We start from the raw sequence: 24,261 nt of genomic DNA on the forward strand, positions 1-24,261 counted from the left end.
TTTTGTTGGCTTGGCCGGCCCGCTGCACTGCAGGCCGGTATGTAGGAGTTGTTTATGCGTGTAACTCTCGGTGTACTGCAGACCAATCTGTTGCTGGTACTCTTTTTCGCCCTGGTACTGAATTGGCCAATCTTTTTGCATTTCTATACGGTGCTCAGCGCCCTGACCCATGTCAAAGCCGGATTTGCCATCTCGATTCCGCTGGTGCTGATCGCGGCGCTCAATGCCGTGTTTATTCCCTTCACGTTCCGGTTTGTGCTCAAGCCCTTTTTTACCGTGCTCATTCTGACTGGCTCCATCGTCAGCTACGCCATGCTCAAATACGGCGTGATCTTTGATGCAGGCATGATCCAGAACATAGTGGAGACCAACAGTGGTGAGGCGGGGGCCTATTTGAATGGCTCGGTTGCGCTCTGGTTTCTGCTGACCGGGCTGCTGCCTGTTCTGGTGCTCTGGTCGCTGCGGATCCGCTATCCGGCTCGCTGGTATCAGGGGTTGGCGTGGCGGGCAGGTGCACTGGCTATCTCTCTGCTGTTTATCGGGGGCGTCGCGTCACTTTACTATCAGGATTACGCCTCGGTCGGGCGCAACAACAAGTCGCTTGCCAAAGAGATTGTGCCTGCCAACTATGTGCACGGCCTCTACAAATATGGGCGGGATGTGCTGTTTGCCACGCCGATCCCCTACCAGCATCTGGGGACCGATGCCAGGGTGGTGGCACGGGGAAGCAAGCCGACTTTGATGTTCCTGGTGGTGGGGGAGACGGCGCGCAGCCAGAACTACTCCCTTAACGGGTATGGCAAGGCGACCAACAGCTTTACGGCAAAAGAGCAGGGAGTGGTGTCGTTCAAAGATGTGCGCTCCTGCGGTACAGCAACAGCCGTTTCGGTGCCCTGCATGTTCTCCAACCTCACGCGCCGTGGCTACGATGACCAGCTTGCCAGCTCCCGTGACGGCCTGCTCGATGTGCTGCAACATGCCGGAGTCTCGGTATTGTGGAAAGAGAATGATGGCGGCTGCAAAGGGGTGTGCCGCAATGTGCCGACCATCGAGATCCTCCCCAAGTCCTATCCTGCGCTCTGTCAGGGGGAGTCTTGCTATGACGAGGTGTTGCTGGAGGGGCTGGATCAGCAGATTGCCGGCATGAAGGGCAACAAGCTGGTGGCTTTTCACCTGATGGGCAGCCATGGCCCGACCTATTTTCGTCGTTACCCTGCCAGCGAGCGCGCCTTTATGCCGGACTGCCCGCGCAGCGACATTGAAAACTGCAGCAACGAAGAGCTGGTCAACACCTATGACAACACCATCCGCTACACCGACAAGGTGGTGGGGTTAATGATCGACAAGCTCAAGTCGCTGGAGAGCCAGTACGATGTGGGGCTGGTCTATCTCTCCGATCACGGCGAATCCCTTGGGGCCATGGGGCTCTATCTGCACGGCACGCCCTACAAGTTTGCGCCGGATGATCAGACCCGGGTGCCGCTGCTGACCTGGTTCTCGCCTCAGTTACAGGCCGATCGCCAGCTGGATATGGGTTGCCTGGCAGCGGAGGCGAGCAGTCAGCGTTTCTCCCATGACAACCTCTTTCACTCCATGCTGGGGGTCATGGATGTGCAGACGAGTGTTTACGACAACAAGCTGGATCTGTTCAAGCCATGTCGGGCGGGCTAAACCGCCAGCAAGCACACAATAGAAAACGGCAGCCACTGGCTGCCGTTTTGTTATCTCGCAAGATCAGTGTCTTACTTCTGCTCCATGATGATCTGCAGCAGATCCCCCTCCAGCAGGGCGCGCTTGACCAGTGCAAAGCCGCCATAGGTCGGCTGGTTCTGGAAGCGGGCTTTCACGATGGGCAGGCCACGGTGGAAGCTCGGCAGGGATTGATGCTCGACGCAGCGACGGATGGCCGGGAAGAGGATCTCTTCGGCGGCGGTGATTTCGCCGGCGATCAGCACCTTCTGCGGGTTGAACAGGTTGACCGTGATGGCCACCGCCCGTCCCAGATGCTCACCCACGTTCTCGATCACGCTGCGGGCCAGCTCATCACCTGCCAGTGCCGCCTTGCACACCTCCTGAATGGTGATGTGCTTCTCCTGCAGTGCGCTCTGGTGACCGCGGCTGATGAGCTCCTTCACCTTGTCGATGATCGCTTCGTTGGAGGCGATGGTCTCGAGGCAGCCGAAGTTGCCGCAGTGGCAGCGCTTGCCGAGCGGCTCGACCTGGATATGGCCGATCTCGCCGACGTTGCGGTTCTGACCGAGGAACACCTGACCCTTGGTGATGATCCCCGAGCCCGTCCCCTGGTGGACGCTCACCAGAATGGAGTCCATGCAGTCGCGGGACTCGCCGAAGAAGTGTTCGGCCAACGCCAGCGAGCGGGTGTCGTTGCCCACATAGCAGGGGAGGTTGAAGTGGTTCTCAAGCAGCTTCGCCAGTCCCAGATTGCGGATCTGGTACTTGGGGGTGTAGATGACCATGCCGGATTCCGGGTTGACCAGACCCGGCATGGTCAGCGCGATGCTGATGAGGTTGCGACAACGTTCGCGGTTGGCATCGATAAAGGCGCCAATCTCTCGCAGCAGCATGTCGACCACGGGTTGCTGGTCGATCTCGGTCACCTGAATGACGTGCTGGTCGAGCTCCTTGCCATCGAGGTCATAGAGACTCAGTTGCAGGTAGCCGCGGCCCAGCTTGGCAGAGACAAACTGAAAGCGATGTTTGATGGTGGTCAGGGAGATGGCACGCCGCCCGCCGGTTGAGGCTTGCGGAGAGGTCTCCTTGATCAGGCCATGCTCGATCAGTTGCCGGGTTATTTTGGTCACGCTGGCCGGGGCCAGCTGACTCAACTCGGCAATCTTGACCCGGGAGATGGGGCCTTGCAGGTCGATGAGCCGATACACGGCTGCACTGTTGACCTGCTTGATAAGATCTACGTTTGCTATTTGTCCGCCAGTCATGATGTCACTGTTGTGTGTAGTGTCCGTTAACCACGGTCCCACGGACCGTGAAGTCCTGATCGAAGACAGTGAGGTTGGCTACTTTACCGACCTGGATACTACCGAGACGTGAGTCCCATCCAATGGCGCGAGCGGGGTAGAGGCTGGCCATTCTCAGTGCTTCATCGAGCGGTAATCCGACCTGCTTGACCAGATTTTCCACCCCCTCAATCATGGTGAGGGAGGAACCGCCGAGTGTACCATTCTCGTCGACACACTGACCATCGCGTAAAAAGACGGTGGTGCCACAAAAATCAAATTTCTCAAAGCCTTCCGGTGCACCGGCTGCCGCGGTGGCATCGGTGACCAGCACCAGTCGCTCCCCCAGCGCCTTGTGAGCCAGACGCACGTTGGCCCAGTGCACATGGTGGCCATCGACGATGATGCCCGCATAGACATCCTTGCGATCGTAGATGGCGCCCACGACGCCCGGCTCGCGACCGTTGAGGGTCGGGGTCATGGCGTTGTAGAGGTGGGTCGCAAAGCGAATACCGTTATCGAACCCAGCCATGGCCTGATCGTAACTGGCGGCAGTGTGACCGGCCGAGACCAGAATGCCCGCTTCCACCAGACGGCGGATATGGGCCGGCTCGTTGCGCTCCGGAGCCAGGGTGATTTTGGTGATGGCATCCGCGTTGGCGCAAAAGAAATCGATCATCTCGTCCGCTGGCTGGCGAATTTGCGCAGCAGGGTGGATCCCCTTGCGCTTGAGGTTGGTGTAAGGCCCTTCCAGATGGACGCCCAGCACCTCGTTGGGGTGTGCAGCCATGTAGTCACGGGTCACCGCAACGGCCTGCTTCATATCCGCATCCGGACTGGTGATCAGGGTCGGCAGGAAGCTGGTGGTACCGGATTTGAGGTTGGCCGCCTGCATGGTCGCCAGGGTCTCGACCGTGATGTCGGTGTTGAACATCACTCCGCCACAGCCGTTGAGCTGGACGTCGATAAAACCGGCGGTCAGGTTGGCGCCTTTGAGGTCAATCTGCTCGATGCCCGCAGGCAGTTCGGCCAGGTGAGAGATGGCGACAATTTTGTCGCCCTCGATAAGCACCCCGTAGCCGGTCAGCACGCAGCTGCCGGTGTAGAGGGTGCAGTTGGTCAATGCGTACATGACGACTCCTTACAGACGGCCGATGTTGGCGGCTTCCAGCTGCTGGAAGTAGCGAACGGTCTTGACCTTGAGCTCCATGGTGGAGGGCTCGTCGCACACCATCATTCCCTTCGGATGCAGTTGCAGGGTGGAGATGGTCCACATGTGGTTGACGCTGCCTTCCACGGCGGCCTGCAGGGCCAGTGCCTTGCCGTGACCGGTGACCAGGATCATGATCTCTTCCGCATCCATCAGGGTGCCGACACCCACGGTCAGGGCCAGTTTGGGCACCTGCTCCATGTCGCCACCGAAGAAGCGGGAGTTGGCGATACGGGTGTCTTCGGTCAGGGTCTTGACCCGGGTGCGGGAGGAGAGGGAAGAGGCCGGCTCGTTGAATGCGATGTGGCCGTCGTTACCCACGCCACCCATGAACAGGTGGATCTTGCCGTAGGACTTGATCTTGTCTTCGTAGCGCTTGCACTCGGCCACCAGATCCTCGGCATTGCCGTTGAGGATGTTGATGTTTTCGGGACGAATGTCGATGTGACTGAAGAAGTTGTTGTGCATGAAGCTGTGGTAGCTCTCCGGGTGATCTTCCGGCAGGCCGACGTACTCGTCCATGTTGAAGGTGACCACGTTCTGGAAGCTCACTTCACCGGCTTTGTGCAACTCGATCAGGCGCTTGTAAGTGTTGAGCGGGGTGCCACCGGTGGGCAGGCCCAGTACGAAAGGGCGATCGCTGGTCGGCTTGAACGCGTTGATGCGGTCAACGATGTAACGAGCAGACCACAGGCCTACTTGGCTGGCAGATTTCAACGGGATCAGGCGCATATGGGATACCTCTGTGTCGGGTTGCGACCGGTTTGGCGGTGGCAATTGGCTAAGACGGATTCAAGTTGTTTTATAGCGTAAATAAAGATTGCGAACTAAGCCACATCTATCCACCACCTTTATCTTGTTTGGGTGATAACGATCACGATTATCGGTTTATTAATTTGCGCAGCGAAATAAAAGCCCTAGACTGCCAATCAAGCCTTGATGGCTTATGCGTCAAACGTGATAAGCACTTAATTTCTAGAAAAACATTAACTAAGGAGAGGAACCGTGAACATTCTCGGTTATTTGCAAAAGATCGGCCGTGCCCTGATGGTGCCGGTAGCGGTATTGCCTGCCGCAGCGATCCTGATGGGGGTTGGCTACTGGATTGACCCGAATGGTTGGGGTGGTGACAGTGCGCTGGCTGCCTTCCTGATTAAAGCGGGCGCAGCCATTATCGATAACATGTCCGTACTGTTCGCAGTCGGTGTCGCTTACGGTATGTCCAAGGATAAAGACGGTTCTGCTGCCTTAGCAGGTCTGGTCGGCTTCCTGGTCGTTACCACCCTGCTGAGCCCGGGTGCTGTGGCCCAGATCAAGAGCATCCCGGTGGAGCAGGTTCCTGCCGCGTTTGCCAAGATCAGCAACCAGTTCGTGGGTATCCTGTGTGGTGTTATCGCCGCTGAGCTGTACAACCGCTTCAGCAGCGTCGAGCTGCACAAGGCACTCTCCTTCTTCTCCGGTCGTCGTCTGGTACCGATCGTAACCTCCGTGGTGATGATCGTCGTATCTTTCATCCTGATGGCCGTATGGCCGGCAATCTACGGTGGTCTGGTCTCCTTCGGTGAGTCCATCGTGAGCCTGGGCTCTACCGGTGCCGGTATCTACGCCTTCTTCAACCGTCTGCTGATCCCGATCGGTTTGCATCACGCCCTGAACTCCGTGTTCTGGTTCAACGTGGCCGGTATCAACGACATCCCGAACTTCCTGGGTGGTCAGGCTACCATCGATGCCGCTCTGGCCGCTGGCAAGAGCCTGGAGCAGGTGAAAGGCGTGGTCGGTATGTATCAGGCTGGCTTCTTCCCCATCATGATGTTCGGTCTGCCGGGTGCCGCTCTGGCCATCTACCACTCCGCCAAGAAAGAGAACAAAGAGAAAGTTGCTTCCATCATGATCGCAGCTGCCTTTGCCTCCTTCTTCACTGGTGTAACCGAGCCGCTCGAGTTCTCCTTCATGTTCGTGGCGCCGGTACTGTATGTCATCCACGCCGTACTGACCGGTATCTCCGTGTTCATCGCTGCCTCCATGCAGTGGATGGCCGGTTTCGGTTTCAGTGCCGGTCTGGTGGATATGGTGCTCTCCAGCCGTAACCCGCTGGCGACCAACTGGTACATGCTGATCCCTCAAGGTCTGGTCTTCTTCGGCCTCTACTACACCGTGTTCCGCGTAGTGATTGCCAAGCTGAACCTGAAAACCCCGGGTCGTGAAGATGACGAAGATACTGCTCCGGCTGCCGCTCAATCTACCAACCGTACCGAGCTGGCCAAGCAATACCTGGAAGTGCTGGGTGGTCAAGATAACCTGGTCTCCATCGATGCCTGCATCACCCGTCTGCGTCTGACTCTGAAAGACCGCAGCATCGTCGATGAGCGCAAGCTGAAAGCCCTGGGTGCGGCCGGTGTGGTCAAACTCGGTGAGCAGAACCTGCAGGTGATTCTGGGCCCATTGGCCGAAATCATCGCCGGTGAGATGAAAGCCCTGCGTTAATCGAGCGACTCGCTCACCTCAAGTCTAAGTCCATTGTTGACATAACTAAGGGCCCCGCTCAGGGGCCCCATATAAAAAAGCCAAGAAAATCCAACCTTTACTTCAAATGAGAGCAGCAGTTATGAACTTGAAACATTCTCTGTTAGCCATTGCCATGTCTACCGTTTTTGTCAGCCAGGTCCAGGCAGCCGATGCCGCCAAGCAGGCCGTGGTCGACTCCCTCGCCAACAACCTGGTGGTCAAGTATGAAGTGGTCACCAACGACGGTGCCGGTGCCGGCCTCGATTGCCAGGCGCTCGGTTCCGAGTGGGCAAGCTGTGGCGTTGCCAAGCTGCACCTGACCAATACCGGTGCGGACGTCACCTCCAAAGACTGGAGCATCTACGTCTCCTCCATCCGTCGTATCCAGCGTGTGGATAACGACCAGTTCACCATCACTCACCTGACCGGCGATCTCTATCGTTTGACGCCAACCGAGAAGTTCCAGGGCTTTGCCAAGGATGCCACGGTCGAAGTGCCGCTGGTGGTGGAATACTGGGTACTGTTCGAATCTGACATCATGCCGAACTGGTATGTCGCCAGCGAAGGTGCCGAGCCGAAAGTACTGGCCAGCATGAGCAACATCAATGATGCCAGCACCTACGAGAAGCCGATGCCGGCTGATGGCTGGAAGCGTACCAAGGATGACAAGAACATCCTGATGAACAGCGAGACCCGTTTCGCGGCCAACCAGACCAGTACCCTGCTGCCGGCTGGCAAGATTGACAACCAGATCCTGCCGACCCCGATGAAGCAGGTAGTCAAAGCGGGTCCGCAGGTTGACTTCTCTACCATCAAACTCAATGCCCTGGATCTGCCGAGCGATCGCGCCGAGGCCCTGAAGGCTCAACTGACCAAGCTGGGTGTTACCCTCTCCGACACCGGCTACCCGGTGACCATCAAGCTCGGCAGCAAGCTCAAGCAGGCTGAAGGCTATGACATGACCATCGGTCAGAAGGGCACCGTGATCCAGGGTCGCGATATCGACGGGGCATTCTGGGGTGCACAATCCCTGATCTCCCTGCTGGGTGTTGATGACAAGCTGGTGAGCCCGATGACCGTCGAGGATGCGCCGCGCTTTGAATACCGTGGCATGCAGACCGACGTGGCCCGTCACTTCCGCAGTCTGGATACCATGAAGAAGCTGGTTGACCAGATGTCTGCCATGAAGCTCAACGTGCTGCACCTTGGCCTGACCAACGATGAAGGCTGGCGTCTGGAGATCCCGGGTCTGCCGGAGCTGACCCAGGTCGGTAGCCAGCGTTGCCACGACGAGTCCGAAACCAAGTGCCTGATGCCGCAACTGGGTTCCGGCCCGACCAGCGACAACCAGGGTTCCGGTTTCTACAGCAAGTCTGACTACGTGGATCTGGTGCGTTATGCCAAGGCCCGCGGTGTGACCGTGATCCCCGAAATCAACATGCCGGCCCACGCCCGTGCTGCCGTGGTCTCCATGGAAGCGCGCTACAAGCGTCTGATGGCGGAAGGCAAAGAAGCGGAAGCCAACCAGTTCCGTCTGACTGATCCGGCTGACACCTCCAACGTCACCTCAGTCCAGTTCTACGACAAGATGTCCTTCATCAACCCTTGCCAACCGGGTGCTGCCACCTTCGTGGCCAAGGTAATGGATGAAGTTGCCCAGATGCACCAGGCCGCCGGTCAGCCGCTGACCGCATGGCACTACGGTGGTGATGAGGCTAAGAACATCATGCAGGGCGGTGGCTATCAGGATCCGGCCGTCACCAAGAAAGAAGAGCTGGTCGCCTGGAAAGGTAACGTCGACTCCAGCAAGCAGGACAAACCGTTTGGCAAGTCCCCGATGTGCCAGAAGATGATCGACGAAGGCAAGATCAAGGAAGTGGGCGAGCTGCCGGTTTACTTCGCCAAGGAAGTGGGCCAGATGGTCAAAGACCGCGGCTTCTCTACCCTGCAGGCGTGGGAAGATGGTCTGAAGTACGCCAGCGGTGCCAAGGACTTCGCCACCGACAACACCCGTGTCAACTTCTGGGAAACCCTCTACTGGGGTGGCTTCAACGAAGCGATGAAGTGGGCCCACAAGGGTTACGAAGTGGTGCTCTCCAACCCGGATTACCTCTACTTCGACTTCCCGAACGAAGTACACCCGGCCGAGCGTGGCTACTACTGGGCAACCCGTTTCAACGACACCCGCAAGGTGTTCGCCTTCGCCCCGGAAAACCTGCCGCAGAACGCCGAGACCTCGGTTGACCGCGACGGCAACGCCTTCGTGGCCAAGGGTGATCAGGATCCGGTCAAGTTCAAGGGGATCTCCGGTCAGCAGTGGAGTGAAACCGTGCGTACCGATGCTCAGTACGAGTACATGGTCTACCCGCGTATCTTCTCCGTGGCTGAGCGTGCCTGGCACAAAGGTGGCTTCGAGCTGAACTATGTGAAGGGTCGCGAGTTCTCCGGCGAGACCAAGTTCGTCAACAAGGCCACCCTCAACAAAGAGTGGAACCAGTTTGCCAACGTGCTGGGTCAGCGCGTGCTGCCGAAACTGGATCAGGCCGGTGTTGAATACCGCCTCTCCGTCCCGGGTGCCAAGGTAGTGAACGGTGTGCTGGAAGCGAACGTAGATCTGCCGGGTCTGCCCATCCAGTACAGCCTGGACGGTACCAACTGGAGTGCCTATGACGCCGCGGCCAAGCCGAGCGTGAATGGCAAGGTCTACCTGCGTACCACCAGCTTCGATGGCAAGCGCACCAGCCGTGTCACCGAACTGAACTGATAGCAGTCAACCGTTAACATGAGGTGGGTCGCAAGACCCGCCTTTCCCAAGGGCGATGGCGCATCGGGTTTGGGAAAGGTTGACTGTGCGTGTGAGCCTTTGTTGTGTGTAATTGTCTGTTTTGTGTTTTTCATCACTTTCAGCCCCGCCCAGTGCGGGGCTTTTTTATGCATTTGGTGTGCAATGTGCCAAGCCACACCGTTTTTAGCGGCGCAATGGCCCGGAAGTGCCAAATTCAGGTTGAGACAGCGCCCGTAATAAGGGATCATACCCGGCTTGACGGCGGGGGGATGAGGGTGCCAGCCGGCACAACTTCCGCCAGTGACGCTTTTTTGAGGTGAGCCATGAGTCAGGCGAACAGCCCAACTAACTTTATTCGTCAGATCATTGATGAAGATCTGGCCAGCGGTAAGCACAGCAGCGTGCATACCCGTTTTCCGCCCGAGCCGAACGGTTATCTCCATATCGGCCACGCCAAGTCCATCTGCCTGAACTTCGGCATCGCCCGCGACTATCAGGGCCAGTGCAACCTGCGTTTCGATGACACCAACCCGGTGAAGGAAGATATCGAGTACGTAGAGTCCATCAAGCAGGACGTTCAGTGGCTCGGCTTCCAGTGGAATGGCGAGATCTGCTACTCCTCCGACTATTTCGACAAGCTGCACGGCTACGCCATCGAGCTGATTGAAAAGGGTCTGGCCTATGTGGACGAGCTGACGCCCGAGCAGATGCGCGAGTACCGTGGCACCCTGACTGAAGCTGGCAAGAACAGCCCGTTCCGCGATCGCAGCGTGGAAGAGAACTTGGCGCTGTTTGCCAAGATGAAGAATGGCGAGTTCGCCGAAGGCACCGCCTGCCTGCGCGCCAAGATCGACATGGCATCCCCCTTCATGGTGATGCGTGATCCGGTTATCTACCGCATCAAGTTTGCCCACCATCACCAGACCGGTGACAAGTGGTGCATCTACCCGATGTATGACTTCACCCACTGCATCTCGGACGCGCTGGAAGGGATCACCCACTCCATCTGTACTCTGGAGTTCCAGGACAACCGTCGTCTGTACGACTGGGTGCTGGACAACATCACCATCGACTGCCACCCCCGTCAGTACGAGTTCTCTCGTCTGAACCTCGAATACACCGTCATGTCCAAGCGCAAGCTGAACCTGCTGGTGACCGAGAAACACGTCGATGGTTGGGATGACCCGCGCATGCTGACCGTCTCCGGTCTGCGTCGTCGTGGTTACACCCCGGCCTCCATCCGCGAGTTCTGCAAGCGCATCGGCGTCACCAAGCAGGACAACATCGTCGAGATGAGCATGCTGGAAGCCTGCATCCGCGAAGACCTCAACGAGCATGCACCGCGCGCCATGGCCGTGCTGCATCCGGTGAAAGTGGTCATCGAGAACCTGGCTGCCGACGAAGTGCTGACTGCCCCGGCCCACCCGAGCAATGCCGAGATGGGTACCCGCGAGTTGAACTTCACCCGCGAGATCTTCATCGATGAAGCGGACTTCAAAGAAGAGGCGAACAAGCAGTTCAAGCGTCTGGTGCTGGGCAAGGAAGTGCGTCTGCGCAATGCCTATGTGATCAAGGCCGAGCGTATCGAGAAAGATGCCGATGGCAAGGTCACCTGCATCTACTGCACCTACGATCCCGAGACTCTGGGCAAGGATCCGGCCGATGGTCGCAAGGTGAAAGGGGTGATCCACTGGGTCAGCGCCACTCACTCCCTGCCAGCGGAAGTACGTCTCTACGATCGTCTGTTCAAGGTGCCGAACCCGGGCGCCGAGGATGACTTCGAAGCCGCGTTGAACCCGGAATCCCTGGTGATCATCGAGGGGGCTCGTGTCGAGGCTTCCCTGAAGAACGCCAAGCCGGAGCAGGCTTACCAGTTCGAGCGTGAAGGTTACTTCTGCGCCGACAACAAGCTCTCCAGCCCGGAGCATCTGGTGTTCAACCGCACCGTTGCCCTGCGCGACTCCTGGGGCAAGGTAGAAGGCTAAGCCGATGGGGCAGGGGAGACCCTGCCCTGTGCTGCCAGCGGCCTGCGCCGGACAATAAAAAAGCCAGCTAATGCTGGCTTTTTTATTGTCCGTTATCTGCAAGTCACGGGCGACTTATTCGTCGTGCTTGCACTCACCTGTTGCACAGTGACCGTAGAGGTAGAGGCTGTGGTTGGTGAGACGGATATTGAATTTCTTGGCGATCTCGCGCTGACGCTGTTCGATCACTTCGTCGGAGAACTCGATCACCTTGCCGCAGTCGAGGCAAACCAGGTGGTCGTGGTGCTCCTGAGTGGCCAGCTCGAATACCGACTTGCCACCTTCGAAGTGGTGACGGGTAACGATACCGGCATCATCAAACTGGTTGAGAACGCGATAAACGGTAGCGAGACCAATCTCTTCACCCAGGTCGATCAGTCGTTTATAGAGATCTTCGGCGCTGGTGTGCTGGCAGTCCGGCTGTTGCAGGATTTCCAGGATTTTGACCCGGGGCAAGGTGATCTTGAGCCCGGCCTTTTTTAACGCTTGGTTGTTGTCTGCCATATTCTACTTATTCGCATTCTCGAAGGTGGGGTTATTCTGATGGACTGCCGCAGGAATGGCAACCTTGAACTCGCTTGGCCTGTCATTATAGGTCGTAGCCTCCCTAAAAATAAACCCAGCAATTCAAGGGGTTTAGCCATAAATGGCCGGTTGGATTGAAATAATCAATCGTGTCGTCCGACTTGCTGGCATGGCAGATGTTGATAAGATGTAACTTTCATATTCTGGTCGGATGAGATCCATGGATTGGCTTTTTGACAATGCGGCTTGGGTGCGCCGTGCACTCAACGCCTGGCCCCCTTTCTGGGGCGCCGGTATCAAGATAGAGACCCTGAGCGATGACTTTCGCTACTGTCGGGTGACCCTGAAATCCCGCTGGTGGAACAAGAATGCCAACCGCACCCAGTTTGGCGGCAGCATGTTTGCCATGACTGACCCCATCTATCCGCTGATGCTGATGGGCTACTTCAAGAATCGCTACTACGTCTGGGACAAGGCGGGCAGCATCAACTACATCAAGCCGGGCAAGGGCAAGCTGGTGGCCGAGTTCAACCTGACCGAGGGCAAGCTGGCCGAAATAATGGCGGCGACTGAAGGTGGCAACAAACACTTCCCAGAATTCGAGGTCTCGGTGCAGGACAAGAGCGGCGAACTGGTTGCGCAGGTCAAGCGCACCCTCTATGTGCGAGCCAAACCGGAGCACAGAGGTGAATAACAGGGAAGAATAAAGGCAGGCATCGCAACAAGCAGATACAACAAGGGCCCCGTCGGGGCCCTTGTTGTCAGAGGTATGAGGGGAGGCGGATTACTCCAGCTCGCCCAGGCACATCTCTTCGTGCAGCTGCTTGCACCAGCCCTTGACGCGCTCGGCAGTCAGCTCCGGCTGGCGATCTTCATCGATACCCAGACCGACAAAGTGCTTGTCATCAACCAGTGCCTTGGAGGCTTCGAACTCGTAGCCGGCAGTCGGCCAGTGACCGATGATGATGGCGCCTTTTGCTTCGACGATGTCGCGCAGGGTGCCCATGGCGTCGAGGAAGTACTCGGAATAGTCTTCCTGATCACCGCAACCGAAGATGGCGACCAGCTTGTTGGTGAAGTCGATTTCGCCCAGATCGGGGAAGAAGTCGTCCCAGTCGGCCTGGGCTTCGCCGTAGTACCAAGTCGGGATGCCGAACATCAGCAGATCAAAGCTCTCGATGTCGGCCTTGCTGCTCTTGGCGATGTCACGGACTTCAATCAGGTTTTTGCCCAGCTCTTTCTGGATCATCTTGGCGACAGCTTCGGTGTTACCGGTATCGCTGCCAAAAAACAGACCTACACTTGCCATAGTGTTTAGTTACCCGTATTTGGTGTTAATGCTCAACGCTCAGACTGCAATGTCCACCGCAAAGGCGGACTCAATCTGTTGTTTCAGGATAGATTGGATCAGCTCGGCTCGGCTGATGTTCTGTTGTAACGCAAGTTGGTTCAGGCGCTCCAGCAACTCGGCCTCCACCTTTAACTCTACCCGCTTCAGCCCATTTTCCCGATCGCGCTTAAGCTGGTTACGCTTGTTGATCTTGAGCTGGGTCTCGCGGGGGAGTGGATTGGTCTTTGGCCTGCCGGGGCGCTTCTCATTTGCGAACAGATCCAGTGTTGTTCGATCAGTTTGCTGTTTGGCCATACATCACAGATGAAAATAAGTTAGCCGAGTCCTGAGCCTTCCCAGCCCAGTTCGATCAGCCCCTTGGCGACAAAACCCGCACAACCCAGAAACAGTACCAACCAGACGATAAAACGACCGAAACGGGGCACATTGCCGCGCTTGAGCACGTCCTGAATGGCCAGGCCAATCAATATGAAAATGGCCACAAAGAATAACTTGAGGCCCAAACTTTCGATCAGGTCGATATGTTCACTTAGCATGGATTGCGCACACTCCTTATGACGGGCGCACTATATCACAAAGGATTTGAAACTGTTAACCGCCTGTCGACAGGAAATCCACAACCAATTTATTGAACAAAACCGGCTTTTCGGCGTGCAGCCAGTGGCCCGTGCCCGCAATAACCCGCACCTTTGCCGCCGGGAATTGGGCCAGTGCCGTCTCGCTGTATTGCGGCTGCATATAGTCGGAATCCCCCCCCTTGATAAAGAGCACCGGCCCCTCGAAGTGGCGATCATCCTCTGGCCAGCCCATGATGTTGGCGTAGTTTTGCTCAAGGGCTGGCACATTGAAGCGCCAACCCCAACCATCCTCGCCTTTGGCGAAGGATTTGAGCAGAAACTGGCGCACCCCGGCGATCTCGATGTGCTGCGCCAGCATGGCTTCCGCTTCACTGCGGCTTTGCGGCGGCGTGCGCAGTGTAGCGTTGAGTCCGGCAAAGACATTCTGGTGGCGGGAGTGGGGATAGGCGACCGGCGCCATGTCGGCCACCACCAGCTTGGTCACCCGCTCTGGCGCCAGCTTGGTGACCTGCATCCCTACCTTGCCACCCATCGAGTGGCCAATCAGGGTGGCTTCGGCAATATTCAGCCGATCCATCAGGGTCAGGATATCGGTCGCTTGAGCTGGATAGCTCATCTCGCTGTTATGAAAGGAGGCGCCGTGGTTGCGCAGATCGACGCTGATCACCCGATAGTGTTCGCATAGGGCTCGGGCCAGCAGGCCGAGGTTGTCGAGGCTGCCAAACAGGCCGTGGATCAGAATGACCGCCGGGCCCTGACCCTGCTCCTTGAAGTTCAATATGCTGTTTTGTTGCAAAATGACACCTTGTCGGTCGTGGGTGCGTATCGCTGTTTTATTTAACGCACTGGAAAGAAAAGGATTTCGTCCAATGGATTGGGATTTTATGTGGTTTTTTTTCTAAAAAATCCTGTCCGGATCGGCTATCAGTGCGGCTGATCACACACTTGGCCCGCTATTATGCCGTATTCTCGATGAGATTCATGTACATCTGCCAGCCCCTTGCTTGGGCTGTCGGGTTTGCCTATGTATAATCGCCGCATCCGAATTTCGACGAGTCCAGCGCATCCCTATGAAAACCATCGAGCTTGATGACGATCTCTACTTCTATATCGCCAGCCAGACCCGGCACATTGGTGAGAGTGCCTCCGATATCCTGCGCCGTCTGCTGGAACAGCCTGCTCACCAACGTGTGCCGGTTGCCGAGCCAGTTGCCGTCGCGCAGCCCAGTACGGTAGCCACCCAACAAGGGCTGCAAGCCTTGCTCGATTCCGGTGAGCTGCAAAAAGAAGATAAGTCCATCAACCGCTTTATGCTGGTGCTGAGTACCCTCTACCGGGATAACCCGGAAGGCTTTACCCAGGCCACCGAAATCAAGGGGCGCAAGCGCGTCTATTTCTCGCAGGATCCCGAGGCTCTGCGTGCCAGCGGTAGCACCACCAAGCCCAAGCCGGTACCGGAGACCCCGTTCTGGGTGATCACCAACACCAACACCAGCCGCAAGCAGAACATGGTGGCCCAGCTGATGGCCAGCATGGGCTATGGCGAAGAGGTGATCGCGCAAGTGTGTGGCGCAATTTAACGATTCTTCAAGACTCAGGCCTTGCCCGGCAAGGCCGCCATTACGCAAGGAAAACGCCATGGCTCAGCATTCCCACGCCGGTCAACCGGCCCGTTTAAGCGACCTGACCAACATCCCCCGTCTGGTCAGCGCCTACTACCTCAACAAGCCGGACATGAGCCGCCCCGAGCAGCGGGTGGCCTTCGGTACCTCCGGCCACCGCGGCAGCGCCCTGCACTGCGCCTTTACTGAATCCCACATTCTGGCGGTGACCCAGGCACTGGTGGAGTATCGCCAGCAGGCCGGTATTACTGGCCCGCTGTTTGTCGGTATGGATACCCACGCCCTGTCCGAATCCGCCTTTGCCAGTGCGGTCGAAGTGCTGGCGGCCAACGGTGTTGAAACCCGCATTCAGGCTGGCCTCGGCTTTACCCCGACCCCGGTCATCTCGCACGCCATCCTGCGCTACAACTCTGGCAAAGAAGGGGCCAGCAAGCCTGCAGCGCGCGCCGACGGCGTGGTGATCACTCCGTCCCACAACCCGCCGGAAGATGGTGGCTTCAAGTACAACCCGCCCCATGGTGGCCCCGCCGAAGGGGAGATCACCAAGTGGGTGGAGGACCGTGCCAACGCGATTCTGGAAGCGGGTCTGGCTGGCGTGAAACGGATGCCGTTCGCCGAGGCGCTCAAGAGCCCGTTCGTGGTCGAGCACGACTATGTCACCCCTTATGTGGATGATCTGAAGAACGTGCTGGACATGGACGCCATCAAGAACGCGGGCATCAAGATCGGTGTCGATCCGCTGGGCGGCTCCGGCGTTGCCTACTGGGACGTCATCGCCAAGACCTATGGCCTGAATATCGAGGTGGTGAACTACAAGGTCGACCCGACCTTCTCCTTCATGACCCTGGATAAAGACGGCAAGATCCGGATGGACTGCTCCAGCCCGTTCGCCATGGCGAGCCTGATTGCCCTTAAAGACAAGTTCGACATCGCCCTTGGCAACGACCCTGACTACGACCGTCACGGCATCGTCACCAAGTCTGGCCTGATGAACCCGAACCACTATCTGGCGGTGGCGATCCAGTACCTCTTTACCCATCGCACCGGCTGGTCTACCGATGCGGCCGTCGGCAAGACGCTGGTATCTTCTTCCATGATCGACCGGGTTGCCGGCGAGATTGGCCGCACCCTGAAAGAGGTGCCGGTCGGCTTCAAGTGGTTCGTGGATGGCCTCTACAACGGCGAGTTTGGCTTTGGCGGCGAAGAGAGCGCGGGTGCCTCCTTCCTGCGCAAAGATGGTACTGTCTGGACCACCGACAAGGATGGTTTCATTCTGGCGCTGCTGGCTGCGGAAATTCTGGCGGTGACCGGCAAGGATCCGCAGGCCCACTACGACGCACTGGAGGCGAAATTCGGCCGCTCCAGCTATCGCCGTATCGACGCCCCGGCCAACAGCGCCCAGAAAGCGGTGCTCTCCAAGCTGGATCCGGCACTGGTAGAAGCCTCCACCCTGGCGGGTGAGCCCATCATCGCCAAGCTGACCAAGGCGCCGGGCAACGATGCCGCCATCGGCGGTCTCAAGGTAGTGACCGAGAACGGCTGGTTCGCGGCGCGCCCCTCCGGCACCGAGTCCATCTACAAGATCTACATGGAGAGCTTCAAGGGCGACACGCACCTCGACCTCATCCAGCAGGAAGCCCAGCAGATCGTCTCCGCGGCACTGGCTAAGGCAGGTGTCTAAGCCACGCATCACGTCAGCGCCCGGGTCCTCGGGCTAAAGACAAGGTGAAGAGAGGAGTCAAATCGGCTCCTCTGTTTTTCTGTGGTGGCTACGAATTGTGCGAGGGGCTGCTGGTCTGTGGCTTAAAGCATGGCCTGTATCTGGGCCAACACAGCCTGTACCTTAGCGGCAGGTGGATGGGTGCGACCCAGTACGCGCATTCCCCACACCATGGTCATCAACAAAGCCGCGAGGGTGTCGATATCGCGCTCGGCGGCCAACTCTCCAGCTGCTTGTGCCTGGTGCAAGTTATTGGCCACCCGCTGTTCCACTTCGGCCAAGTGAACGCTGGCTTCATGCTGAATCGTTGGATTTTGGCGCCCCACTTCCAGCAGGGTATTGACCAGCAGGCAGCCACGATGTGCCTCGCTGGCTATGGCATCCCGAGCTACAGCATCGAGCAAGGCTCGTACACCGGCTAGGGGAGAATCTGCCGAGGCCAACAACAGTTCGATCTGCGCCAGACTCTGTGCTGAATAACGCTGCAACACTTCGATAAACAATCCCTCTTTAGAGCTGAAGGCGCCGTACAGGCTGCTGGGCTTCAACCCCATTCTGTCAACGAGTGTGGCGATGCCAGTGTTGCTGAAGCCCGTTTCCCAGAAGCTGTTGAGGGCAATCTCCAGAACTTGTTCTCTGTCAAATGATGCCGGTCTTGCCATTTCGATTCCTGCTTGTGTTGTCTTTTTGTAGTGATCACTAAAAAATATCTTGACCAGTGTTGGTGGCTTGTTTGATATTGTAGTGACCACTACAGAAAGGATGATAATCATGCCCACACTTGAGCAAAAAATCAAAGAGTACGATGCGATAAAGCGAACTAAAGTCCCTGGTGATGTACTGGCGGTGATGGAGGGGGCAACAGAAGCGCTAAGGGCGAGCGGATTGGGACAAGGGGCATTTGTCACTGGCGATCAGTTTCCTGACTTTGCGTTGCCCGATCAGCACGGGGTGGTACGCCCGCTCTCCCACTATCTGGCTGAGGGGCCTGTGGTGCTCAACATCTATCGAGGTGGTTGGTGTCCTTATTGCAATCTCGAGATGCAGGCACTCAATATCGCTTTGCCCGAGTTTGTGAAACGGGGGGTCACCCTCCTCGGTTTGACTCCCGAGATGCCAACAACCGCGCAGGACACTCTCACCGCCAACGAGCTGGCGATCACTGTGCTCAGCGATGAAGGCAACCGGGTGTCGGCTTCGCTGGGGTTGGTATTCGAGCTGCCCGAGGTGCTGCGCCCAATCTATGAGCGTTTTGGTATCGATATTCCGGCCAGCAACGGGGATGACAGTTTTACTTTGCCTGTCCCGGCGACGTATATCCTTGGCCAGGATCGGGTGGTGCGCTACCACTTCGTCAATGTGGACTACACCCAACGGGCAGAACCGACCCAGCTGATCGTTGAGCTGGACAGACTGGCCGCGGCCGGGATGCTTTAAACCGACACTGCGCCAGAAGGTGCAGTATGGAGTGCAGACGAGGCGGGCCTTGACGGGCCAGCCTCGTATTTATAAGCGGATGACCTAGTAACCGCCTTTGGCCTCTTTCACCGCCAGACCCAGCTGCCACACCGCCATGGCGTAGTGGGTGCTGTGGTTGTAGCGGGTGATGGTGTAGAAGTTGGGCAGGCCGTACCAGTATTGGTAGCCGGTGCCGACATCGAGGCGCAGCAGGCTCGACTCGCTGTGGTTGCCGAGGGGGCTGGTGGGCGTCAGCCCCGCGCGGCGCAGGGTGGCGACCGGGTAGCGGGTCTGGAAGCCATGCTCATAGCCGGGCAGTTGGCCCTGACCGCGCACCGCCACCGGTTGGCCTTTCTCCCAGCCGTGGGCCTTGAAGTAGTTGGCGACGCTGCCGATGGCATCCACCGGATCCCACAGGTTGGTGTGGCCGTTGCCATCAAAGTCCACCGCATAGCGCTGGAAGCTGGAGGGCATAAACTGGCCGTAGCCCATGGCGCCCGCATAGGAGCCCTTGGGTTCGGTGGGGTCCATCCCCTCATCGCGGGTCATCACCAGGAAGGCTTCCAGCTCGCTGGTGAAGAATTCGGCGCGGCGTGGGTAATCAAACGCCAGGGTGGCCAGCGCATCCAGAATGCGGGTCTTGCCCATCACCCGGCCCCAGCGGGTCTCCACCCCGATAATGCCGACGATGATCTCAGGCGGCACCCCGTAGATCTGCTCCGCCCGGTTCAGCTCGCTTGCGTATTCACGCCAGAAGTTGACGCCATTCTGTACGTTGTCCGGGGTGATGAACTTGGCGCGATAGCGGTTCCAGGCACCGGTCGGGCCGGTGGGCTTGGCGGTAGTCGGCGCCTGGGCATCCATCAGGCGGATGATCCAGTCGTAACGCTCTGCTTGTGCCAGCACCTGATGCAGCTGGGCATTGTCAAAACCGTGCTTCTCGACCATCTTCTGGACGAACCGGTCCACGTTGGGGCGATTGGCGAAGTCCCCCTTGCTAACCCCTTGTGTATAAACGGGTTTGCTCGATGGCGCCTGATTGATAAAGGCGCTCTTGGGCTGGGGGACGACCAAGGGCTTTGGCGCGGGGGCGCTGCTGCAGCCACCGAGCAGGGGGAATAATGACAGAGTGAGAAGAGAGGCAAGGCGACGCATAGGGTTCTCAAAGAGACTGATAAAGTGTCGCAATGGTAAAACATTGTCATCCCCGTGCAAGTGTTCCGTGCGCCTTGTTTGCCGCCAATTCATCGTGCGATGGATTAGCCCTTCTGTGAGGGCTGTGCTGTTTCGCGCTGGGGGGGACGCAGGGTGTGGTAACCGCTCCAGAGTCGGGTCAGGGTGGTAATGGCGCAGAGCATTGCAAAGCCGTAGGCGAGCGGGGCGAAGGCGGCGGGCCACAGGCACATCAGCACAAAGAGGGCGATGGTCTCGCTCCCCTCGGTGAGGCCGCCCAGATAGTAGAGGGACTTGTGGTGATAGACCGGATTGTCGATCCCCCGCTTGCCCGCCATGATGGCAAACGCCAGAAAGCTCGAGCCGGTGCCCATAAAGGCAAACAGCAGGGTGGCGGCGGGCAGCGCATTGGCAGGGGCGGCGAGGGCAAAGCCCAGCACCACGGCGGCGTAGAAGATAAAATCCAGCGTGATGTCGAGAAAGCCGCCGCAATCGGTGATGCCGGTTTCCCGCGCCACGGCGCCGTCGAGCCCGTCCAGCAGCCGGTTGAGCAGGATGGCCACAAGCGCCCATGAATAACAGCCAAAGGCCAGCAGCGGCAACGCCAGCATGCCGATGGCAAAGCCGGTGAGGCTCACCTGATTGGCACTGACCCCGGCGCGGCAGAGCGGTTTGGCAAGCTGAGTGAGGGGGCTTCGGATCACGGGGATCAGATGGCGATCAAACAAGGTGAACACTCCTCGGTTAACAGTGGCATTCGGTGAGGTTGAGTATGGTGCCCGGCGCGTCTTCCGCATCGTGGGTCACCAGAATAGCGGGGATGGCCAGCGCCTTGATCTGCGCGAACACCAGCTCGCGAAAGGCTGCCCGCAGCGGCTTGTCGAGGCGGGAGAAGGGCTCGTCCAGCAGCAGGGCGTCGGGTTCCGCCAACAGCGCCCGCAGCAGGCTGACCCGCGCCCGCTGACCCCCTGACAGCAACTGCGGCAGCTTGTCAGCCTGATCCGCCAGCGCGACTTGTGCCAATGCGGTCAGTGCCTTTTCCCGCCGCGCGCGTTTTCCCTTGATGGTCGCTGGCATGCCGAACATCAGGTTCTCCGCCACCGTCAGATGGTCGAACAGCAGGTCATCCTGAAACAGCATGCCGATGCGCCGCGCCTGCGGCGGTAGGGCGTTGAGTGGCCGCTCGCCGAGCCTTATCTCCCCCTCCAGCCGGATCGGGCCGCTATCTGTCTGCGCGCCGGGCAGTACCCCGGCCAGCCCCGCCAGCAGGGAGCTTTTACCGCAGCCGCTCGGCCCCATCAGTGTCAATACCTCGCCGGGGGCCACCTGCAGGGCAGGGAGCGAGAGCAGTGGATTTTCATCAAGGTAAAGTCGAAGAGGCGTGGTGCTCAGCATATGGCTGTTTCCATCATCAGAGTTCATCGTGAGCCGCCCCCCTTGAGCGCCGGATTGATCCGCGCCGGCAGCCAGAGCGCCAGCAGATAGATAACGAGCGGCAGCAGCAGTTGCAGCAGGCCGTATAGCCCCGCCAGTCGCCGGTTGAGGCCGCTGCCGATGGCCACCGCTTCGGTGGTGATGGTGACCACTCTGCCAGCCCCAAACAGCAGGGTCGGCAGGTATTGGGCCAAACTCACCGCCGCCCCGACGCTGAAGGCAAACAGCAGCGGGCGCGCCAGCAGCGGCGCTTTCACCTGCCACCAGGCTCGCCATGGCGTAGCCCCCAGCAGCAGGGCGCTCTGGGTGATCCGCGGATCGAACTTGCGATAGGGGCCGTGCAGGCACAAATAGACATAGGGAAAGACAAACAGCAGCTGGCTCCAGAGCACCCAGCTCCAGCCAATGCCGCTGCTTATCGCGTCATGTGCAAGCCAGTCCAGCCCGATCCGGATGCCAAAAAGCAGGCTCGCCTGCGGCAGCAACAGTGGCAGGCAGATAAGCCAGAGTGGCCAGGGGCGGCGGCCGGCTTGTGCCTCCAGACTCAGCACCGCCATCATCAGCGCGAGCAAGCCGCTCGCCAGTGCCAGCAGTGCGCTGGTTGCCAGCAGTGGCAGCAGGGTTGGCAGCAGATCCAGCCAGTAGTTACCACTCCACTGACTGGGCCAGAGGGCGGGAAAGGGCCAGCGGCGCGCCAGCGACCAGAGTAGCAGGGCCGCCAGCACCGCCAGATTGAGGGTGATCAGGGTGAAGGCAAAGCCCGCTGCGAGCCGGTTGGCAAAGAAGTGGGGCGCCGCCCGTTTGCCATTGAGCCAATAGCCTTTGCCCATCTCTTTATGAAGCCACTCCAGTAATCTGAGCATGGCAATGAGCAGCGCCGTGATGGCGAGCAGCAGCAGGGCGCCGCTGGCGGTGGCGCCGCGCCAGAGCAAATCCGGATCCTGATACCAGAGCCACAACCGCACCGCCAGCGGGGTGGGGGAATCGGGCCCGAGCAGTTGGGCGAGATCCACCACCGCCACACCGTAGGCCGCCACCGCATAGATGGGCAGGCGCAGGGCAGGCCAGAGCGCTGGCAGCAGCAGGCGCCACCAGATCTGGGGGGCGCTAAAACCGAGGCTCGCCCCTAGCCACTGCTGGCGTGCCAGGTGGATGGGTTGCTGTGCGGCCATCGCCATCAGCAGCAAAAAGGGGGTCTCCTTGAAAACGAGCAGTGCAATCAGCCCGAGCCCCCAAGGGTCGCGAATGGTCTGCCAGTCGGGGGGGAGATCAAACCCGGTCAGCGCTGGCGAGACGAGCCGCAGCAGCCAACCGGAGGGGGCGAGCAAAAAGGCAAAACCGATGGCAAAGGCGACGTGGGGCATGGCCAGCATCGGCGAGAGCAGACGACGGAGCAACCCGAAAGCCCGGCTGTCGCTGTGGGCCAACAGCAGGGCGGTCAACAGCAGGCTGCCAAGGGTTGAGGCGGCGCCAATCCACAGGCTCAGTGCTGCTGAGTGCCAAAGACCGGGTTGGGCGAGCAGCAAGGCGAGATGAGAGGCGGCCATCCCCTCCGCCAGCAGTTGCCACAGTCCCGCCAGCAATGGGATGACGAAGATCGCCAGATAAATGACCGCCATCCCCGCACTCATACTGGGGTGGCGTGTCAACCGGCGCCACGGTCGGGAGCGGGAAAGCGGGTGACCAGAGGCACTCATCAGTGACCGTAACGCTCGGCCCAGGCTGCTTCCAGCTTGAGCTGCCAGCTGGGGTGAGGCTCGGCCACTGCTTTGAAGCGTAGTGCCGGTTGCCCCTTGGCTGAATCAGGCAGGGTATCGGCCCGCAGCACGCTGGGATCACCCCAGAAGGCCGGATTGGCTTTTCGTGCCTGCGCCGCCGGGCTCAGCAGGAAGTTGGCCACCACCTTGGCACCCGCACGGGCGCTGGCGTTGAAGGGGATGGCGAGAAAATGGCTGTTGGTGAGCGCCCCTTTCTCCATGGCGACAGCTTCAACACTGGGGGGCAGGGCGCCAATCTGGGCGGCGCTCTGCGCCTCCTGCGGATTGAAGCTGATGGCCATGGCCAGTTCGCCATCATCAAGCAGCTGGCGGGTTTCGGCGGCGCTGGTGGGGAACAGTTTGCCCTTGCGCCAGAGTGCCGGATGCAGCTCATCGAGCCAGGCCCAGAGCGGGGCGGCCACGTTGGCAAAGTCGCGCTCGGTCGCCTCCCGATAGAGGGGGGCGGGGTCTGGCGTCAACTCCAGCAGGATCTGCTTGAGAAAACTGGAGCCATGGAACTGGGGCGGCTTGGGATAGGTGAAGCGGCCGGGATGGGCCTTGGCCCACGCCAGCAGGGCTGCTGCCGAGCTGGGCGCTCTGGCGACCTCTTCGGTGTCGACCATCAGATTGAGCTGGCCGATGCCCCAGGGGGCTTCCAGCCCTTCTACCGGCAGGGTGAAGTCCTCACTCACCGGCAGGGTGCTGTCTACTAGCGCCATGTTGGGTAGCTCGGCGGTAAAGGGAGCGCCGAGCAGCCCCTGCTCCTTGAGCGCCTTGAAGTTCTCGCCGTTGACCCAGAGCAGGTCGATGGGGCCGCCAGCTTGCTTGCCCGCCTGCTTGTTGGCCAGCAACTGGCTGACGCTCTGGGCGATGTCATCCACCTTCACCTGCACCAGTTTGACCTGATAGTTGCGTGCCAGCTCCTGCCCGGCCCACACCAGATAGGCGTTGATCTCCGGGCTGCCGCCCCAGGCGTTGAAGTAGACGGTCTGCCCCTTCGCCTCCTCAAGGGTCTGCTGCCAATGGTCATTAGGGGTGGCTAACAGCGGGCCGCTGGCCAGCAGTGGCAGGGTGCACAGCAGGGCACTTAGCCGCCGTTTGAGCTGTGAGTTGAGTTGTGAGAATGGCTTGAGCATAAACGTTT

The 24,261-nt window shown here is 59.0% G+C and carries 22 protein-coding genes; 8 read left to right on the top strand and 14 right to left on the bottom strand.

What is annotated here, in order from left to right; genetic code table 11:
- The first annotated feature begins 54 nt into the window (after nt 1-54).
- Nucleotides 55-1,671: a phosphoethanolamine transferase gene (locus AB5Y67_RS09375; protein ID WP_199428387.1), complete on the top strand. Its 1,617-nt coding sequence runs from the start codon at nt 55-57 to the stop codon at nt 1,669-1,671.
- 71 nt (nt 1,672-1,742) lie between these two features.
- Here AB5Y67_RS09375 and AB5Y67_RS09380 read toward each other — a convergent pair whose 3' ends face one another.
- From AB5Y67_RS09380 to nagB, 3 genes are read right to left on the bottom strand one after another with little or no spacing between them, the layout of a single operon-like run.
- Nucleotides 1,743-2,957, bottom strand: a complete 1,215-nt coding sequence (locus AB5Y67_RS09380; RefSeq protein WP_005334312.1) for an ROK family protein — start codon at nt 2,955-2,957, stop codon at nt 1,743-1,745.
- Between the two features lie 4 nt (nt 2,958-2,961).
- Nucleotides 2,962-4,107, bottom strand: coding sequence for an N-acetylglucosamine-6-phosphate deacetylase (gene nagA / locus AB5Y67_RS09385; RefSeq protein ID WP_021231107.1), 1,146 nt, complete (start codon nt 4,105-4,107; stop codon nt 2,962-2,964).
- Between the two features lie 9 nt (nt 4,108-4,116).
- Nucleotides 4,117-4,917, bottom strand: coding sequence for a glucosamine-6-phosphate deaminase (nagB, locus tag AB5Y67_RS09390; RefSeq protein ID WP_005334308.1), 801 nt, complete (start codon nt 4,915-4,917; stop codon nt 4,117-4,119).
- A gap of 273 nt (nt 4,918-5,190) precedes the next feature.
- On the opposite strand from nagB, the gene nagE reads away from it, so the two are divergent.
- The 3 genes from nagE to glnS all read left to right on the top strand — a co-directional run bounded on the left by nagE (nt 5,191) and on the right by glnS (nt 11,460).
- Nucleotides 5,191-6,669: an N-acetylglucosamine-specific PTS transporter subunit IIBC gene (nagE, locus tag AB5Y67_RS09395; RefSeq protein WP_181224397.1), complete on the top strand. Its 1,479-nt coding sequence runs from the start codon at nt 5,191-5,193 to the stop codon at nt 6,667-6,669.
- A gap of 121 nt (nt 6,670-6,790) precedes the next feature.
- Nucleotides 6,791-9,454, top strand: a complete 2,664-nt coding sequence (locus tag AB5Y67_RS09400) for a beta-N-acetylhexosaminidase (RefSeq protein ID WP_043818486.1) — start codon at nt 6,791-6,793, stop codon at nt 9,452-9,454.
- A 344-nt stretch (nt 9,455-9,798) separates the two neighbouring features.
- A complete protein-coding gene (gene glnS, locus AB5Y67_RS09405) occupies nt 9,799-11,460 on the top strand; it encodes a glutamine--tRNA ligase (protein WP_129504345.1) in 1,662 nt (553 codons plus the stop codon).
- Nucleotides 11,461-11,574: 114 nt separating this feature from the next.
- Here the strand turns inward: glnS and fur are convergent, their stop codons facing one another.
- Nucleotides 11,575-12,003 (bottom strand): ferric iron uptake transcriptional regulator, encoded by a 429-nt coding sequence (gene fur / locus AB5Y67_RS09410; RefSeq protein WP_005334301.1) that lies wholly within the window; start codon nt 12,001-12,003, stop codon nt 11,575-11,577.
- Between the two features lie 241 nt (nt 12,004-12,244).
- Between fur and AB5Y67_RS09415 the strand changes: the two genes are divergently transcribed.
- Nucleotides 12,245-12,718 (top strand): DUF4442 domain-containing protein, encoded by a 474-nt coding sequence (locus AB5Y67_RS09415; protein WP_021231104.1) that lies wholly within the window; start codon nt 12,245-12,247, stop codon nt 12,716-12,718.
- Between the two features lie 90 nt (nt 12,719-12,808).
- On the opposite strand, the gene fldA is transcribed toward AB5Y67_RS09415, so the two are convergent.
- From fldA to AB5Y67_RS09435, 4 genes are read right to left on the bottom strand one after another with little or no spacing between them, the layout of a single operon-like run.
- On the bottom strand, nt 12,809-13,333 hold the full coding sequence (fldA, locus tag AB5Y67_RS09420) for a flavodoxin FldA (RefSeq protein ID WP_005334298.1): 525 nt from the start codon (nt 13,331-13,333) through the stop codon (nt 12,809-12,811).
- A 39-nt stretch (nt 13,334-13,372) separates the two neighbouring features.
- Complete coding sequence (gene ybfE / locus AB5Y67_RS09425; protein WP_005334297.1) at nt 13,373-13,669, bottom strand: LexA regulated protein; 297 nt, start codon at nt 13,667-13,669, stop codon at nt 13,373-13,375.
- Between the two features lie 20 nt (nt 13,670-13,689).
- Complete coding sequence (locus tag AB5Y67_RS09430; protein ID WP_005334296.1) at nt 13,690-13,911, bottom strand: DUF2788 domain-containing protein; 222 nt, start codon at nt 13,909-13,911, stop codon at nt 13,690-13,692.
- Nucleotides 13,912-13,966: 55 nt separating this feature from the next.
- Nucleotides 13,967-14,749 (bottom strand): alpha/beta fold hydrolase, encoded by a 783-nt coding sequence (locus tag AB5Y67_RS09435; protein WP_164979987.1) that lies wholly within the window; start codon nt 14,747-14,749, stop codon nt 13,967-13,969.
- Between the two features lie 274 nt (nt 14,750-15,023).
- On the opposite strand from AB5Y67_RS09435, the gene seqA reads away from it, so the two are divergent.
- Entirely contained in the window at nt 15,024-15,533 is a 510-nt protein-coding gene (gene seqA / locus AB5Y67_RS09440) for a replication initiation negative regulator SeqA (protein WP_164979986.1), read from the top strand.
- 58 nt (nt 15,534-15,591) lie between these two features.
- Nucleotides 15,592-17,256 (top strand): phosphoglucomutase (alpha-D-glucose-1,6-bisphosphate-dependent), encoded by a 1,665-nt coding sequence (pgm, locus tag AB5Y67_RS09445; protein ID WP_150388794.1) that lies wholly within the window; start codon nt 15,592-15,594, stop codon nt 17,254-17,256.
- A gap of 122 nt (nt 17,257-17,378) precedes the next feature.
- On the opposite strand, the gene AB5Y67_RS09450 is transcribed toward pgm, so the two are convergent.
- On the bottom strand, nt 17,379-17,957 hold the full coding sequence (locus AB5Y67_RS09450; protein ID WP_190973273.1) for a TetR/AcrR family transcriptional regulator: 579 nt from the start codon (nt 17,955-17,957) through the stop codon (nt 17,379-17,381).
- A 109-nt stretch (nt 17,958-18,066) separates the two neighbouring features.
- Between AB5Y67_RS09450 and AB5Y67_RS09455 the strand changes: the two genes are divergently transcribed.
- The gene (locus AB5Y67_RS09455) at nt 18,067-18,732 is read left to right on the top strand and encodes a peroxiredoxin-like family protein (RefSeq protein WP_144712447.1); all 666 of its coding nucleotides are present in this window, start codon (nt 18,067-18,069) and stop codon (nt 18,730-18,732) included.
- Nucleotides 18,733-18,816: 84 nt separating this feature from the next.
- On the opposite strand, the gene mltB is transcribed toward AB5Y67_RS09455, so the two are convergent.
- From mltB to AB5Y67_RS09480, 5 genes are all read right to left on the bottom strand, one after another.
- Complete coding sequence (mltB, locus tag AB5Y67_RS09460; RefSeq protein ID WP_005334288.1) at nt 18,817-19,908, bottom strand: lytic murein transglycosylase B; 1,092 nt, start codon at nt 19,906-19,908, stop codon at nt 18,817-18,819.
- 104 nt (nt 19,909-20,012) lie between these two features.
- Nucleotides 20,013-20,654, bottom strand: a complete 642-nt coding sequence (locus AB5Y67_RS09465; RefSeq protein WP_005334287.1) for a CDP-alcohol phosphatidyltransferase family protein — start codon at nt 20,652-20,654, stop codon at nt 20,013-20,015.
- 16 nt (nt 20,655-20,670) lie between these two features.
- Complete coding sequence (locus AB5Y67_RS09470) at nt 20,671-21,321, bottom strand: ATP-binding cassette domain-containing protein (RefSeq protein ID WP_110302875.1); 651 nt, start codon at nt 21,319-21,321, stop codon at nt 20,671-20,673.
- Nucleotides 21,322-21,344: 23 nt separating this feature from the next.
- Nucleotides 21,345-22,979, bottom strand: coding sequence for an ABC transporter permease (locus AB5Y67_RS09475; protein ID WP_199416218.1), 1,635 nt, complete (start codon nt 22,977-22,979; stop codon nt 21,345-21,347).
- Between the two features lie 77 nt (nt 22,980-23,056).
- A complete protein-coding gene (locus AB5Y67_RS09480; RefSeq protein WP_168769875.1) occupies nt 23,057-24,253 on the bottom strand; it encodes an ABC transporter substrate-binding protein in 1,197 nt (398 codons plus the stop codon).
- Nucleotides 24,254-24,261 lie beyond the last annotated feature (8 nt).

The organism is Aeromonas sp. s12, assembly GCF_040907925.1.
GTDB classification, from domain to species: domain Bacteria; phylum Pseudomonadota; class Gammaproteobacteria; order Enterobacterales; family Aeromonadaceae; genus Aeromonas; species Aeromonas veronii.